Source organism: Hafnia alvei, assembly GCF_964063325.1.
Lineage (GTDB): Bacteria > Pseudomonadota > Gammaproteobacteria > Enterobacterales > Enterobacteriaceae > Hafnia > Hafnia alvei_B.
The window spans coordinates 133,819-149,890 of record NZ_OZ061315.1; the positions used below are offsets into that span (position 1 = coordinate 133,819).

11 protein-coding genes, 2 tRNA genes and 2 rRNA genes are annotated in these 16,072 nt (G+C 50.1%); 12 read left to right on the top strand and 3 right to left on the bottom strand.

The features are described 5' to 3' along the window. Positions 1-171 precede the first annotated feature (171 nt). The 4 genes from AB3Y96_RS00640 to AB3Y96_RS00655 all read left to right on the top strand — a co-directional run bounded on the left by AB3Y96_RS00640 (position 172) and on the right by AB3Y96_RS00655 (position 3,610). Positions 172-3,080 (top strand): 23S ribosomal RNA (locus AB3Y96_RS00640). 120 nt (positions 3,081-3,200) lie between these two features. Beyond that, positions 3,201-3,317, top strand: a 5S ribosomal RNA gene (gene rrf / locus AB3Y96_RS00645). An 86-nt stretch (positions 3,318-3,403) separates the two neighbouring features. After that, positions 3,404-3,480: transfer RNA gene (locus tag AB3Y96_RS00650), tRNA-Asp, on the top strand. 54 nt (positions 3,481-3,534) lie between these two features. Further along, positions 3,535-3,610, top strand: a tRNA-Trp gene (locus AB3Y96_RS00655). A 175-nt stretch (positions 3,611-3,785) separates the two neighbouring features. On the opposite strand, the gene hdfR is transcribed toward AB3Y96_RS00655, so the two are convergent. Next, on the bottom strand, positions 3,786-4,619 hold the full coding sequence (gene hdfR, locus AB3Y96_RS00660; RefSeq protein ID WP_168780250.1) for an HTH-type transcriptional regulator HdfR: 834 nt from the start codon (positions 4,617-4,619) through the stop codon (positions 3,786-3,788). 122 nt (positions 4,620-4,741) lie between these two features. On the opposite strand from hdfR, the gene AB3Y96_RS00665 reads away from it, so the two are divergent. Beyond that, positions 4,742-5,080, top strand: a complete 339-nt coding sequence (locus AB3Y96_RS00665) for a DUF413 domain-containing protein (RefSeq protein ID WP_025802063.1) — start codon at positions 4,742-4,744, stop codon at positions 5,078-5,080. Between the two features lie 27 nt (positions 5,081-5,107). Here AB3Y96_RS00665 and AB3Y96_RS00670 read toward each other — a convergent pair whose 3' ends face one another. Beyond that, a complete protein-coding gene (locus tag AB3Y96_RS00670) occupies positions 5,108-6,634 on the bottom strand; it encodes a YifB family Mg chelatase-like AAA ATPase (protein ID WP_367298269.1) in 1,527 nt (508 codons plus the stop codon). A gap of 337 nt (positions 6,635-6,971) precedes the next feature. On the opposite strand from AB3Y96_RS00670, the gene AB3Y96_RS00675 reads away from it, so the two are divergent. The 7 genes from AB3Y96_RS00675 to ilvA all read left to right on the top strand — a co-directional run bounded on the left by AB3Y96_RS00675 (position 6,972) and on the right by ilvA (position 15,080). Further along, on the top strand, positions 6,972-8,201 hold the full coding sequence (locus AB3Y96_RS00675; RefSeq protein WP_072308363.1) for an MFS transporter: 1,230 nt from the start codon (positions 6,972-6,974) through the stop codon (positions 8,199-8,201). A gap of 133 nt (positions 8,202-8,334) precedes the next feature. Further along, positions 8,335-8,433 carry an ilv operon leader peptide gene (gene ilvL / locus AB3Y96_RS00680; protein ID WP_071778685.1) on the top strand — a complete coding sequence of 33 codons (99 nt, stop codon included), beginning with the start codon at positions 8,335-8,337 and terminating at the stop codon, positions 8,431-8,433. A 140-nt stretch (positions 8,434-8,573) separates the two neighbouring features. Then, complete coding sequence (gene ilvG, locus AB3Y96_RS00685) at positions 8,574-10,220, top strand: acetolactate synthase 2 catalytic subunit (protein ID WP_367298270.1); 1,647 nt, start codon at positions 8,574-8,576, stop codon at positions 10,218-10,220. Further along, on the top strand, positions 10,217-10,492 hold the full coding sequence (gene ilvM, locus AB3Y96_RS00690) for an acetolactate synthase 2 small subunit (RefSeq protein WP_080723891.1): 276 nt from the start codon (positions 10,217-10,219) through the stop codon (positions 10,490-10,492). The genes ilvG and ilvM overlap by 4 nt, the downstream gene beginning before the upstream one ends. A gap of 72 nt (positions 10,493-10,564) precedes the next feature. Beyond that, on the top strand, positions 10,565-11,497 hold the full coding sequence (locus AB3Y96_RS00695; protein ID WP_025802071.1) for a branched-chain amino acid transaminase: 933 nt from the start codon (positions 10,565-10,567) through the stop codon (positions 11,495-11,497). 170 nt (positions 11,498-11,667) lie between these two features. Further along, a complete protein-coding gene (ilvD, locus tag AB3Y96_RS00700; RefSeq protein ID WP_367298271.1) occupies positions 11,668-13,518 on the top strand; it encodes a dihydroxy-acid dehydratase in 1,851 nt (616 codons plus the stop codon). 20 nt (positions 13,519-13,538) lie between these two features. Then, on the top strand, positions 13,539-15,080 hold the full coding sequence (gene ilvA / locus AB3Y96_RS00705) for a threonine ammonia-lyase, biosynthetic (protein ID WP_072308383.1): 1,542 nt from the start codon (positions 13,539-13,541) through the stop codon (positions 15,078-15,080). 21 nt (positions 15,081-15,101) lie between these two features. Here the strand turns inward: ilvA and ilvY are convergent, their stop codons facing one another. Beyond that, on the bottom strand, positions 15,102-15,983 hold the full coding sequence (gene ilvY / locus AB3Y96_RS00710; protein WP_046450415.1) for an HTH-type transcriptional activator IlvY: 882 nt from the start codon (positions 15,981-15,983) through the stop codon (positions 15,102-15,104). Between the last annotated feature and the right edge of the window lie 89 nt (positions 15,984-16,072).

A 16,072-nucleotide genomic window follows, 5' to 3' on the forward strand; every position in this document is an offset into this window, starting at 1 on the left:
AGTATTTTGCTCTTTAACAATCTGGAACAAGCTGAAATTTGAAAGCTTAAGCAACTGTGAGACACACTGACACAGTTTGTATTAAGCAGTCTCTCAATTTTTTGCAATCTTGAATGCTGTCTTGAACCGGTTCGTAACCGCGTTCACTAAAAAGACACCTTCGGGTTGTGAGGTTAAGTGACTAAGCGTACACGGTGGATGCCTAGGCAGTCAGAGGCGATGAAGGACGTGCTAATCTGCGATAAGCGTCGGTAAGCTGATATGAAGCGTTATAACCGACGATTTCCGAATGGGGAAACCCAGTGTGATTCGTCACACTATCGTTAAGTGAATACATAGCTTAACGAAGCGAACCAGGGGAACTGAAACATCTAAGTACCCTGAGGAAAAGAAATCAACCGAGATTCCCCTAGTAGCGGCGAGCGAACGGGGAACAGCCCAGAACCTTAATCAGCGTATGTGTCAGAGGAACGGTCTGGAAAGTCCGGCGATACAGGGTGATAGCCCCGTACTTGAAAATGCATATGTTGTGAGTTCGATGAGTAGGGCGGGACACGTGACATCCTGTCTGAATATGGGGGGACCATCCTCCAAGGCTAAATACTCCTGACTGACCGATAGTGAACCAGTACCGTGAGGGAAAGGCGAAAAGAACCCCGGCGAGGGGAGTGAAATAGAACCTGAAACCGTGTACGTACAAGCAGTGGGAGCCTCTTTTATGGGGTGACTGCGTACCTTTTGTATAATGGGTCAGCGACTTATATTTTGTAGCAAGGTTAACCGAATAGGGGAGCCGTAGGGAAACCGAGTCTTAACTGGGCGTCAAGTTGCAAGGTATAGACCCGAAACCCGGTGATCTAGCCATGGGCAGGTTGAAGGTTGGGTAACACTAACTGGAGGACCGAACCGACTAATGTTGAAAAATTAGCGGATGACTTGTGGCTGGGGGTGAAAGGCCAATCAAACCGGGAGATAGCTGGTTCTCCCCGAAAGCTATTTAGGTAGCGCCTCGTGAACTCATCTTCGGGGGTAGAGCACTGTTTCGACTAGGGGGTCATCCCGACTTACCAACTCGATGCAAACTACGAATACCGAAGAATGTTATCACGGGAGACACACGGCGGGTGCTAACGTCCGTCGTGAAGAGGGAAACAACCCAGACCGCCAGCTAAGGTCCCAAAGTCATAGTTAAGTGGGAAACGATGTGGGAAGGCATAGACAGCCAGGATGTTGGCTTAGAAGCAGCCATCATTTAAAGAAAGCGTAATAGCTCACTGGTCGAGTCGGCCTGCGCGGAAGATGTAACGGGGCTAAACTATGCACCGAAGCTGCGGCAGCGACACTTAGGTGTTGTTGGGTAGGGGAGCGTTCTGTAAGCCGTTGAAGGTGGCCTGTGAGGGTTGCTGGAGGTATCAGAAGTGCGAATGCTGACATAAGTAACGATAAAGCGGGTGAAAAACCCGCTCGCCGGAAGACCAAGGGTTCCTGTCCAACGTTAATCGGGGCAGGGTGAGTCGACCCCTAAGGCGAGGCCGAAAGGCGTAGTCGATGGGAAACAGGTTAATATTCCTGTACTCGGTGTTACTGCGAAGGGGGGACGGAGAAGGCTAGGCTATCCGGGCGACGGTTGTCCCGGTTTAAGCGTGTAGGGGGAAAGCATTGGTAAATCCGTGCTTTTATCAACCCTGAGGCGTGATGACGAGTCACTACGGTGATGAAGTAGTTGATGCCAAGCTTCCAGGAAAAGCCTCTAAGCTCTAGGTAACATTGAATCGTACCCCAAACCGACACAGGTGGTCAGGTAGAGAATACCAAGGCGCTTGAGAGAACTCGGGTGAAGGAACTAGGCAAAATGGTGCCGTAACTTCGGGAGAAGGCACGCTGGCGCGTAGGTGAAGTCCCTTGCGGATGGAGCTGAAGCCAGTCGAAGATACCAGCTGGCTGCAACTGTTTAATAAAAACACAGCACTGTGCAAACACGAAAGTGGACGTATACGGTGTGACGCCTGCCCGGTGCTGGAAGGTTAATTGATGGGGTCAGCCGCAAGGCGAAGCTCTTGATCGAAGCCCCAGTAAACGGCGGCCGTAACTATAACGGTCCTAAGGTAGCGAAATTCCTTGTCGGGTAAGTTCCGACCTGCACGAATGGCGTAATGATGGCCAGGCTGTCTCCACCCGAGACTCAGTGAAATTGAACTCGCTGTGAAGATGCAGTGTACCCGCGGCAAGACGGAAAGACCCCGTGAACCTTTACTATAGCTTGACACTGAACATTGAGCCTTGATGTGTAGGATAGGTGGGAGGCTTTGAAGCGTGGACGCCAGTCTGCGTGGAGCCAACCTTGAAATACCACCCTTTAATGTTTGATGTTCTAACTCCGGTCCCTAATCGGGATTGAGGACAGTGTCTGGTGGGTAGTTTGACTGGGGCGGTCTCCTCCTAAAGAGTAACGGAGGAGCACGAAGGTTAGCTAATCACGGTCGGACATCGTGAGGTTAGTGCAATGGCATAAGCTAGCTTGACTGCGAGAGTGACGGCTCGAGCAGGTACGAAAGTAGGTCATAGTGATCCGGTGGTTCTGAATGGAAGGGCCATCGCTCAACGGATAAAAGGTACTCCGGGGATAACAGGCTGATACCGCCCAAGAGTTCATATCGACGGCGGTGTTTGGCACCTCGATGTCGGCTCATCACATCCTGGGGCTGAAGTAGGTCCCAAGGGTATGGCTGTTCGCCATTTAAAGTGGTACGCGAGCTGGGTTTAGAACGTCGTGAGACAGTTCGGTCCCTATCTGCCGTGGGCGTTGGAAGATTGAGAGGGGCTGCTCCTAGTACGAGAGGACCGGAGTGGACGCATCACTGGTGTTCGGGTTGTCATGCCAATGGCATTGCCCGGTAGCTAAATGCGGAAAAGATAAGCGCTGAAAGCATCTAAGCGCGAAACTTGCCTCGAGATGAGTCTTCCCTGAGACCTTGAGTCTCCTAAAGGAACGTTTAAGACTAAGACGTTGATAGGCTGGGTGTGTAAGCGTAGCGATACGTTGAGCTAACCAGTACTAATGATCCGTGAGGCTTAACCTTACAACACCGAAGGTGTTTTAAGACGCAGAGACGCGAAAACACAAAGAGTAGGCTTGTGAACAGATTGGTTTGTATGGCTAGCTGTAGAAATACAGAGAGCGGTACAAATAACAGAATATGCCTGGCGGCGATAGCGCGGTGGTCCCACCTGACCCCATGCCGAACTCAGAAGTGAAACGCCGTAGCGCCGATGGTAGTGTGGGGTCTCCCCATGCGAGAGTAGGGAACTGCTCAGGCTTTAAATTAGTTCCTTTTCCCTGACACGGAAAATAACAGGAACAAACTGACATCAGACGAATGCTGATGTGAGAGAAAGAATCGGTGGAGCGGTAGTTCAGTTGGTTAGAATACCTGCCTGTCACGCAGGGGGTCGCGGGTTCGAGCCCCGTCCGTTCCGCCACTTATTTATGTTATGCCTGCTTGATGAATGTAGGGATAATAGTAAGCGTTCTTTAGGGGCGTAGCTCAGTTGGTAGAGCACCGGTCTCCAAAACCGGGTGTCGCGAGTTCGAGTCTCTCCGCCCCTGCCATACAAATAGCCTTCCGCTTGCGGAGGGCTTTTTTGCGTTTTAGCGCAGAAAAAAGCCTTAAAATTAATACTTTCCCTTCAGCAATATTCCAAAATGCCTACATAAATGTTCTAAGTTGTTGGGGCAATTTCATACTATCGCCCCCAACACTGGCGCATCTACAATGCCCAAAAAATTACTTTGGCTGCTCTAGATGATAATTTATCAACGACTGCGTTAAATACTTAATCTCTTCTTTCCTGTCACTGTTGTGGAGCCACACGGCGTATATTGGTCGCGTTAGGGCTTCCTGCGAACTATCCACTTGGAAGTGATGTGGATGCCAATGAGCTGGGAAAAATGCTCTTCCTCCTGCTTGGTTCATGACCTGTTCGGCAAGCGCTATCGAGCTAGTAGTTAAAATCGGGGGATTATTGTTGCTAGTGAGCTGTTCATCAAAACGAGCAAAATCTGCCCCCCATTCTAAGCGAATATAGGGAAGATCGTCGGTTGCTGTATCTCCTGCGGTTGTAAGAAGTTGCAGTGTAAACTCGCCAACTTTTTCTGTTGATAGCTCCTCCATCTTTGGGATTTCTGTTGTTATCAGTAGGTCTAGATGGCGCTCATGCAGCTGTCGAACATGAGTATGTCTTTGCCCAATACGGGCTTCAAGCAAGAGTTCGGGCTTATGTTTATAGACGCCTGATAGCCAGGAAATAAGTAGCGATTCCCACATCATTGCTGGAGCGCCAATCGATAATTCTTTGTGCTGCCGGCTCTTGAGAACTTCTTTTTTAGCCAATAGCCATGTTTCCATTAGTTTTTCTGCGTAGGGTACGAGTCGTTCTCCTGCCTCGGTTAGCTGAATATTGTTGCGGTGGCGAGTGAAAAGATCCGCTCCAACTTGTGTTTCAAGCTGACGGATACGAAAGCTAACTGCTGATTGTGTTAGATAAAGGGTTTCAGCGGCTTTACCAAAGTGTCTTGTTCTGCTCACTTCTAAGAAGGTTTTTAATAATTCGCTATCCACTGTCTCTCCAATAAAAATATTAATCATGATGATTTAAATGTTTTGTTTTACACGTTGTCAAGCCTAACTAATACTCCGCGCCATAAGTGGTACAGCAATAAGAAAATTTAGGAGTGTGTCAGATGGCGGAAAGCTTCAGCACCAATCATCGTTTTTTTGACAATAAACATTATCCTCGTGGTTTTTCACGCCACGGCGATTTCACAATTAAAGAAGCTCAGGTACTTGAGCGTTTCGGTTACGCGTTTAACGAGCTCGATTTAGGAACTCGTGAGCCACAGACCGAAGAAGAACAGCTCTTTGTCGCTGTATGCCGCGGTGAACGTCAGCCTGCGACAGAAGCTGAGAAGATCTGGTCGAAATATATTGCACGCATTCGTCGTCCTAAGCGTTTCCACACCTTATCTGGCGGTAAACCGCAGATGGATACGGTGGAAGAATATACTGATAGTGATGACTAAAAACTCGGGGCCTTTGGGCCCCGTTTTTTATTGCAATGCCTGATGGAGATGTTGGATTAAACGGTCCATGGAGCGGTAGCTGAGTGCTTCAGCAATATGAGCTCGGTTGATGCTGTCACTTTGTGCAAGATCGGCAATCGAGCGAGCAACTTTTAGTATTCGATGCCAAGCTCTTACCGACAATCCCATCTTCTCGAGTGCTTGTTCCAGAAATGCCGCATCTTCTTGAGACAGTGAGCATACTCTGTCCATCTCCTTCCCTGCCAAATGTGCGTTGAGCTTTCCTGAGCGTTGATACTGTCTTTCTCGCGCTAAACATACTCTTTGGCGAATAACCTCGCTGCTTTCTCCAATGCGTTTTTGGATGCTAAGAACGCCTGCGGGTAACAGAGGCACCTCAATAGATAGGTCAAAACGATCTAAAAAGGGGCCTGATAAGCGAGAGAGATATTTGAGTATCTGCTGTGGCGGTGTACGAGCATGAATACCTTTGTAATGTCCTGTCGGACTTGGATTCATTGCAGCAACTAATTGTACTTTTGCAGGAAAAATGACTTTCGCGAGTGCTCTAGAAATGCAGGCTTCACCAGACTCAAGTGGCTCGCGCAGAGCATCCAGTACACGCCGCTCAAACTCAGGCAGTTCATCTAAAAATAATACGCCGTTATGCGCGAGAGAAATTTCTCCGGGTCTTGGTAAAGATCCGCCTCCAATGAGTGCTGCCATTGAAGCGCTGTGATGTGGGGTCCTAAATGGCCGCTGATAGCAAGATTGCCCCGTGGTTGATTGATGTACCAAACTGGCAACCGCCGCGCTCTCTAAAGCTTCTTCGGTGGTTAACGGTGGCAATATGCTATTAAGACGGCTGGCTAACATGGTTTTTCCGGTTCCGGGTGGTCCCAATAACAGTAAGTTATGCCCGCCAGTGGCAGCGATTTCTAATGCTCTGCGCGCCTGTTCTTGGCCAATAATATCCCGCATATCCTTCGTATTTGGGGATAAGGATGATAGTTGGGACACCTTCGGTGGTGGAAGTTTTGAGTCGCCGCTGAGGAAATCACAAACCTGAAGAAGATGATTGGCAATGAGGTGGGGCTGTTGTTCTCCAAGTAGGCCAAGCTCTTCCTCATTTTCCTCTGGCGCGATTAATTTGCGTTGATGATGCTGAGCAGCCATGGCTGCTGGTATCGCGCCCTGAATGCGCCGTAGCGCGCCTGAAAGACCTAGTTCACCTAGCAACTCTAATCCTTCCACAGAAGTCGCGCTAAGTTGCTCAGAAGCAATCAAAATGGCGATAGCGATGGGAAGATCGTAACGTCCCCCCTCTTTGGGAAGATCTGCGGGAGCCAAATTCACCGTGATACGTTTTGCTGGGAAAGTAAAACCGCAATTTATGATGGCGCTTCTCACGCGGTCTTTAGCTTCTTTCACCGTCGCTTCAGGTAGACCTACCAACGTAAAGCCGGGAAGACCGGTGCTAATGTGCGCCTCAACGCTCACTGCGGGTGCCTGCACGCCGATTGCTGCACGAGTATTAATTATCGCCACTGACATAGTCACCTCCATGTTGGAGGCATCATGTGACGAATAGGAAATGGTGTCAGAACGAGATACTGGCTTTGTGTCATTGATTCCAGCATTTCGCTGTCTTGAACAGGATAGTTGACTTAAAACTGCGAGCTGGATTTAGTGTTGGCAACAAAAATTAACATTTAACATACAATATTTAACAAAGATAGCATGCTAATTATTTTGGCCCTGTCGCCAAGAGGGTTATATTTAACATTAGTAATACAAAATGACATCTTACATAACAAATAACAGGTTATGTCGCTGTCTCTAATAAAAATGCTAATAAAAACGCCTCATACTCTACGGTAGGGAATTCATTATGTTTGGTTGGTCAAGCCAGCAGCGTAACGTTGCTATTGCGAGCTTCCTTAGTTGGACGCTCGATGCCTTCGATTTTTTCATCCTCGTATTTTTACTCAGTGATATTGCCAAGGCTTTTAACGTTGGCATGGAAGAAGTGACGCTGGCGATCCTGCTGACGCTGGCCGTTCGCCCTATTGGTGCATTGCTGTTTGGTCGAGCGGCCGAGAAGTATGGTCGTCGGCCGATCTTGATGGTCAATATTCTCTTCTTTTCGATCTTCGAATTACTCTCCGCCGCCGCACCGTCTTTGACCACGTTCTTAGTGCTTCGAGTGTTGTATGGCGTGGCTATGGGCGGTATCTGGGGGGTTGCATCATCTTTAGCGATGGAAACTATACCAGACCGCTCACGCGGATTAATGTCCGGGATATTTCAGGCCGGTTATCCCTTCGGCTATCTGCTGGCTGCGGTGGTATATGGTTCATTGTTTGAAATTGTCGGCTGGCGTGGCATGTTTGTGATTGGCGCTATCCCGATTATTTTATTGCCATTTATTTACTTCAAAGTACCCGAATCACCGGTTTGGCTGGCGGCTCGTGAGCGCAAAGAAAGTACTGCGCTTCTTCCCGTTTTGAAGAGTCACTGGAAGCTTTGTATTTATCTTGTTTTATTAATGGCTGCGTTCAATTTCTTCAGCCACGGTACGCAAGATATGTATCCGGCCTTTTTGAAAATTCAGCATGGTTTCGATCCTAAAACCGTCAGTATCATCGCTATTAGCTACAATATCGCGTCAATTATCGGCGGTGTGTTCTTTGGCGTATTGTCTGAAAAAATAGGTCGTAAAAAAGCAATTATTATTGCGGCGACACTGGCCTTGCCCGTTATTCCTTTGTGGGCGTTCTCTGGAGGCTCGCTCATGCTAGGCATTGGCGCATTCTTGATGCAGTTCATGGTGCAGGGGGCTTGGGGCGTTATTCCTACCTATCTTAATGAGCTAGTTCCAGCCAATACTCGTGCGGTACTGCCAGGGTTTGTGTACCAACTGGGTAACTTGATTGCTTCGGTGAACGCGACGCTTCAGGCGACGATTGCTGAAAGTCATGGGCAGAACTATGGTTTGGCGATGGCGATTATTGCGGGCAGTGTTGCAGTGGCAATTATTGTGCTGATTTCTTTTGGTCGAGATACTCAAGGAGCCTCTTTAGGGAGAAAAATTTCGCCAGAGGAAACCACAATAAAATGATTTTAAATCATATCTTTGAACGTGATTTGAGCCGTTTTTGTTTATTGGTTACGCAAAAAAATTATTGTCAGACTGCAAAGAACTGTGATAACTCTTTAAGCATTAGCTCAGAAGGCAACAGAAAAAACTATTTATGAAAACTCTCGTCCAAGTACTCAGCCTCGTCGTGATTAGTGTGGTGGTGATTATTATCCCACCGTGCGGGGCAGCACTTGGACGAAGAAAGGCTTAAAAATCAGGCCTGAATCAAACGAGAACCCCCGCACCGAAAGGTCCGGGGGTTTTTTTTCGCAATGAAAAAGTGATGGGGAACAGCAAATGGCTAACAGAATAAAATCCTGTTGTCCCAGTAAAAGGGCGGGGAATTAAGCTATGAATGGAGCGCAGTGGGTAGTACAAGCGTTGCGTGCACAGGGTGTTGATAAAGTTTTCGGCTACCCTGGTGGCGCAATCATGCCGGTATACGATGCATTGTATGACGGTGGTGTGGAACACCTACTGTGCCGCCACGAGCAAGGCGCTGTGATTGCCGCCATTGGCTATGCCCGCGCCACGGGCAAACCAGGGGTGTGTATTGCCACTTCAGGCCCTGGCGCAACCAACCTGATTACGGGGCTAGCGGATGCCATGCTGGATTCTGTTCCCGTGGTAGCCATCACAGGGCAAGTGGGTTCTGCCCTGATTGGTACCGATGCTTTTCAAGAGATTGATGTTTTGGGGCTGTCATTGGCATGTACCAAACACAGTTTCTTAGTGGAGTCATTGGATGCTTTGCCCGGCATCATGGCTGAAGCTTTTGCTGTAGCGATGGGCGGGCGTCCGGGCCCTGTCTTAATCGATATCCCTAAAGACATCCAGCTGGCCGAAGGTGAGCTGGCTGCGCATTTGTCTGCCGTTGCCGAATTAATGCCTGCCTGTGAAACCGGCTTGATGCAGGCGCGTGAGCTGTTAGCTCAGGCTAAAAAACCAATGTTGTATGCCGGTGGTGGCGTTGGGATGGCACAGGCAGTTCCCGCATTGCGTGAATTCGTTAATGCAACCGGTATCCCTACGGTAGTGACGTTAAAGGGCTTGGGAGCGCCAGATCCTCATCATCCATGTTATTTAGGGATGTTAGGCATGCACGGCACCAAGGCCGCGAATCTGGCCGTGCAGCAATGTGATTTATTGATTGCCGTAGGCGCTCGTTTTGACGATCGCGTCACCGGCAAACTTAATGCTTTTGCCCCTCATGCCAAAGTTATTCATATGGATATCGACCCTGCCGAGATGAGCAAGCTGCGTCAGGCCCATGTTGAGCTGTGCGGCGATTTAAATCGTATGCTGCCAGCGCTGAGTCAGCCGTTGAGCATCGGAGAATGGCAGTATGACGTTATCAGCCTGAAGGCTGAGCATCCGTGGCGTTACGATCATCCCGGTCAGGCTATTTATGCCCCGCTGTTTCTGAAACAGTTATCTGACCGCAAGCCTGCCAACGCGGTTGTGACAACCGATGTAGGCCAGCACCAAATGTGGACTGCACAGCATATGCAGTTTACTCGTCCAGAAAATTTCATTACCTCGAGCGGTTTAGGCACCATGGGATTTGGTGTCCCTGCGGCTGTCGGTGCGCAAATGGCGCGTCCAGACGATATGGTTATCTGCGTCTCAGGCGATGGCTCTTTCATGATGAACGTGCAGGAATTAGGCACCATCAAACGTAAAAAACTGCCGGTAAAAATAGTTTTGCTGGATAACCAGCGGTTAGGCATGGTGCGTCAATGGCAGCAGCTGTTTTTTGACGGGCGCTACAGCGAAACCAACTTATCCGATAACCCTGATTTCTTAATGCTGGCCAGTGCTTTTGGCATTGCAGGCCAGCGTATTACCCGTAAAGATCAAGTCGACGCCGCACTGGATGCGCTGTTAAACAGCGAAGGTCCGTACCTGCTCCATGTCTCCATCGACGAATTAGAGAATGTCTGGCCTTTAGTTCCGCCGGGCGCAGGCAATGAATCTATGATGGAGAAAATATCATGATGCAGTTAACATCCTTGCAACATCAATTAGCGATCCAGGCACGTTTCCGCCCAGAGGTTTTAGAGCGGGTACTCCGCGTTATCCGTCACCGTGGCTTCCAAGTTTGTGCTATGAATATGGCTCAGATGTTGGATTCAGACAGTGTGAACATTGAATTAACGGTGTCTAGCCAGCGTCCAATCAACCTGCTTTCATCGCAGTTGAGTAAATTGATGGATGTTGCTTGCGTTGAAGTGCAGCCGCACGCGGCTCACCAACAAGCGGCCGGTTAGCCGTCTGCGCTGGCACTAGAAACGAATAATATTAATTAAATATCGCGCATCAGACGCAACAAGGAAAAAAGAATGACCACTAAGAAAGCGGATTACATTTGGTTCAATGGCGAGATGGTTCCATGGGCAGAAGCTAAAGTACACGTTATGTCTCATGCTCTGCATTACGGTACTTCTGTGTTTGAAGGCGTGCGCTGCTATGACACCAATAACGGCCCTGCAGTTTTCCGTCACCGCGAACATATGCAGCGTCTGCGCGACTCCGCCAAAATCTACCGTATGCCTGTTTCCTACAGCGTTGATGAACTGATGGAAGCCTGTCGCGAAACCCTGCGCAAAAACAATCTGACCAGCGCTTACATTCGTCCATTGGTCTTTGTGGGTGATGTGGGTATGGGCGTTAACCCACCGGAAGGTTACAACACCGATGTGATTATCGCTGCATTCCCATGGGGCGCCTATCTGGGTGCTGATGCGCTGGATCAAGGCATCGATGCACAGGTTTCTTCATGGAATCGCGCTGCGCCGAATACGATTCCAACGGCGGCAAAAGCCGGTGGTAACTATCTTTCTTCCCTGTTGGTGGGTTCTGAAGCACGCCGCCATGGTTATCAGGAAGGTATTGCTCTGGATGTTCATGGCTATGTATCTGAAGGTGCGGGTGAAAACTTATTTATGGTGAAAGACGGTGTGATTTTCACTCCGCCATTCACGTCGGCGGCACTGCCGGGCATTACGCGTGATGCGATCATCAAGCTGGCGAAAAATGCCGGTTTTGAAATTCGCGAGCAGGTGATGTCACGTGAATCTCTGTATCTGGCAGACGAAGTCTTTATGTCAGGCACCGCCGCTGAAATTACTCCGGTACGTAGCGTAGATGGCATTCAGGTGGGAATTGGTCGCTGTGGCCCAATTACCAAACAGATTCAAGAAGCGTTCTTCGGCCTGTTCACGGGTAAAACTGAAGACCAGTGGGGCTGGCTGGATTTAGTTAACGCGAAGTAGTTGAAGTGACAGATAGGGTATTAACCAAAATATAACCTCGGAATATGTCGGGTTGCAGGCAACAAATGCTCAGCAGCTCGGAACATAACGAGGACAAGTCGGGCGGTTCGTTCCCGCCCGCATAAATAGATAAAAGCCTGAACACAGGCTCACGCTGGAGTGAATTAAACATGCCAAAGTATCGTTCCGCAACAACCACACATGGCCGTAATATGGCGGGCGCTCGCGCATTATGGCGAGCAACGGGAATGACAGATGCGGATTTCGGTAAGCCGATTATTGCCGTAGTTAACTCGTTTACCCAGTTCGTGCCGGGCCATGTTCATCTGCGCGATCTGGGCAAATTGGTTGCAGAGCAGATCGAAGCTTCTGGCGGCGTAGCCAAAGAATTCAATACCATTGCGGTGGATGACGGCATTGCCATGGGACACGGTGGGATGCTGTATTCCCTGCCTTCGCGTGAGCTCATTGCGGACTCCGTAGAGTATATGGTGAATGCGCACTGTGCTGATGCCATGGTATGCATTTCCAACTGCGACAAAATCACCCCAGGGATGCTGATGGCATCTCTGCGTTTGAATATTCCGGTGATCTTTGTTTCCGGTGGCCCGATGGAAGCGGGTAAAACCAAATTATCTGACCAGATCATTAAACTGGATCTGGTGGATGCCATGATCCAGGGTGCAAACCCGAACGTCTCAGATGCTGACAGCGAGCAAATTGAGCGCTCTGCGTGCCCGACCTGTGGCTCCTGCTCTGGGATGTTTACCGCTAACTCCATGAACTGTTTAACCGAAGCGCTGGGCTTATCCCAACCGGGCAATGGTTCTCTGCTGGCGACCCATGCAGACCGTAGAGACCTGTTCCTGAATGCAGGCAAACGCATTGTAGACCTGACCAAGCGCTACTACGAGCAAGATGACGACCGCGTGCTGCCGCGCAATATCGCTAACAAAGCGGCGTTTGAGAATGCGATGACGTTAGACATTGCTATGGGTGGTTCTACCAATACCGTTCTGCACCTGCTGGCTTCGGCTCAGGAAGGTGAAGTTGATTTCACCATGACGGATATTGACCGCCTGTCGCGCAAAGTGCCTCATCTGTGCAAAGTGGCGCCAAGTACGCAGAAATACCATATGGAAGATGTGCATCGCGCAGGCGGTGTGATTGGTATTTTGGGGGAGCTGGATCGTGCGGGGCTGTTGAATCGCGAGGTGAACAACGTACTGGGTATGACGTTGCCTGAAACGTTAGCTGCCTACGACGTGATGGTCACAGAAGATGAAAGCGTCAAAAAGATGTATACCGCAGGCCCTGCGGGTGTCCGTACCACCAAAGCCTTTTCGCAAGAATGCCGCTGGGATTCTCTGGATACTGACCGCCAAGAAGGCTGTATTCGAACCCGTGAATTTGCCTATAGCCAAGACGGTGGATTAGCCGTGTTGTATGGCAATATCGCGGAAAATGGCTGCATCGTGAAAACCGCCGGTGTGGAAAAAGAGAGCCTGATTTTCCGTGGTCCAGCGAAAGTATATGAAAGCCAAGACGCGGCGGTAGAGGCTATTTTAGGCGGTAAAGTGGTGGCGGGTGACGTGGTGGTTATTCGTTACGAAGGCCCGAAAGGCGGCCCAGGCATGCAAGAAATGCTGTATCCAACCACCTATCTAAAATCGATGGGATTAGGTAAAAGCTGTGCCCTGATCACCGATGGCCGCTTCTCTGGAGGCACATCTGGTTTGTCGATCGGGCACGTTTCGCCGGAGGCGGCGAGCGGCGGCATCATCGCCTTGGTGCAAGACGGTGACATGGTTGATATCAATATCCCACAGCGCGACATTAAATTAGACGTTGCCGAAAGCGAACTGGCGAGTCGTCGTGAGCAAGAGCTGGCGCGTGGCGATGCAGCATGGACACCGAAAGCGCGCGAGCGTCAGGTATCCTTTGCGCTGCGAGCCTATGCGATGTTGGCGACCAGTGCTGACCGTGGCGCTGTGCGTGATAAATCTAAGTTGGGAGGCTAATCATGACTTCTCCGGCAAATATGCAAAAAGAAGTGCTTCCCAGCCAGCCCTGCGGGGCTGAATACCTACGCGCAGTACTTCGAGCGCCGGTCTACGAGGTCGCGCAGGTCACTCCGTTGCAGACCATGACGAAACTGTCTGAACGCGTCGGCAATACCATTTTAGTAAAACGCGAAGATCGCCAGCCCGTACATAGTTTCAAACTGCGCGGTGCTTACGCGATGATCGCAGGCCTTGATGAAGAGCAGAAATCTCACGGCGTTGTGACTGCATCAGCGGGAAATCATGCACAAGGTGTGGCGCTTTCTGCTTCACGCTTAGGCATCAAATCTACCATCGTTATGCCGGTTTCAACCGCTGACATTAAAGTGGACGCGGTACGAGGTTTTGGTGGTGAGGCCGTGCTGTATGGTGCGAACTTTGATGAAGCCAAAGCCTATGCCATTGAATTAGCCAAAACCAGAAATCTTACTTTTGTTCCTCCTTTTGACCACCCTGCGGTTATCGCTGGTCAAGGCACTTTAGCCATGGAGCTATTGCAGCAGGATGCCCATCTGGATCGTGTGTTTGTCCCCGTTGGCGGCGGTGGTTTAGCCGCCGGCGTGGCCGTGCTGATCAAACAGCTGATGCCGCAGATCAAAGTGATCGGCGTTGAAGCTGAAGATTCTGCTTGTCTGCGTGCCGCGCTGGATGCGGGTCATCCGGTGGATTTAGCTCGTGTCGGGTTATTTGCCGAAGGCGTGGCGGTTAAGCGCATCGGCGATGAGACTTTCCGCCTGTGCCGTGAATATCTAGATGATGTGATCACCGTGGATAGTGATGCGATCTGCGCTGCGGTAAAAGATCTTTTCGAAGATGTGCGTGCGGTCGCAGAACCCTCAGGCGCTTTGGCGCTGGCAGGGCTGAAAAAGTATGTTCAACAGCATCAGATTCAGGGCGAACGCTTGGCACATGTGCTGTCAGGGGCGAATCTTAATTTCCACGGCCTACGTTACGTTTCTGAACGCTGTGAATTAGGTGAACAGCGGGAAGCGCTGTTGGCCGTTACCATTCCTGAGCAGCAGGGGAGTTTCCTCAAGTTTTGCCAGCTGTTAGGCGGGCGTGCGGTAACGGAGTTTAACTACCGCTACGCCGATGCGGATAATGCCTGCATTTTTGTTGGCGTACGCTTAACGCGCGGCTTGGTGGAGCGTCAGGAAATTTTGGCGCTGCTGCAAGAGGGTGGGTATCAGGTTGTAGACCTTTCCGATGATGAAATGGCGAAGCTGCACGTCCGCTATATGGTCGGAGGCCGCCCGTCTAAGCCACTACAAGAGCGTCTTTATAGCTTTGAATTTCCTGAGTCGCCGGGTGCATTGCTGAAGTTTTTGAGCACTTTGGGCACCCATTGGAATATTTCTCTTTTCCACTATCGTAGTCATGGTACTGATTTTGGGCGCGTTCTTGCCGCGTTTGAACGTGCAGACAGCGATCCGAATTTCGAATCGCGCCTACATGAACTGGGCTATGAATGCCACGATGAAACAGATAATCCGGCGTTTCGTTTCTTCTTAAAAGGCTAATTGGCGATTGCGCTCTGGTGGCTATAACAGCTGCCAGAATGCATGAATGAGCGGTTCCTCTAGGCGTTTTTTCTGTACACAAACGCCGAGTTCAAAAGGTGCCACCATCGCAACGTGGTCGAGTTCGGTAATACGTGCGCGAATAGATTCTGGGCTGTTATCTAAAACCACATCGGGTAACAGTGCGATGCCACAGCCAAGAGCGACCATCGACACAATCGCTTCGTGGCCAGAGACGGTGGCATAGATCTGCGGATTGCTGATTTTCTGTCTGCGAAACCAGAGGTCTATTCGCTGACGCGACGGACCATGTTCCGGCAGGATAAACGGAATTTGCGACCAGTCCGGCTGTTCGACGAGCGCTAGCGTTCGGACATGACACGGAAGCGCTGGTGCAATCAAGCGCAGCGGTATCTCACCAATTTTGGTGAACTCAATGCTGGTGGGCAGCGTTTCTGGTCGGCCAGCGATGCCGAGATCGGCTTCGTCTGACTGTATTTTACTGACGGCATCGGCGGCGTCGCCGGTCGTGAGCTTGATTTCAACCAGCGGATGTAACGCTCGGAAGCGATCTAGGACAGAAGGTAAATGGCTATAGGCTGCGGTCACCGAGCAGAACAGACGCAGTTCGCCGGTTAGTGCAGGGCCTGTTTGACCGAGAGCGTTACGCAACTGCTGATATTGCAACAGCGTTTGCTGAGCAAACGTTTTGAGCTGCTCGCCTGCGCTGGTAAGGCGTACATCGCGGTTATCGCGCAGAAAGAGCGGTTGCCCGAGTTCATCTTCCAGTCGTTGTATTTGGCGAGAAAGCGTGGAAGGACTCACATGTACCGCCTGTGCGGTGCGGCCAAAATGGCGCGAGTCAGCCAGATGAAGAAATAATTTTAAGTCTCGAAGATCCATGGGTGATTTCCGCTCATTACGTTGCAAGAAATGCAATGACATCTTCGTAATATATCAATTTAAGCAATACAAATCCTATCATATGATGG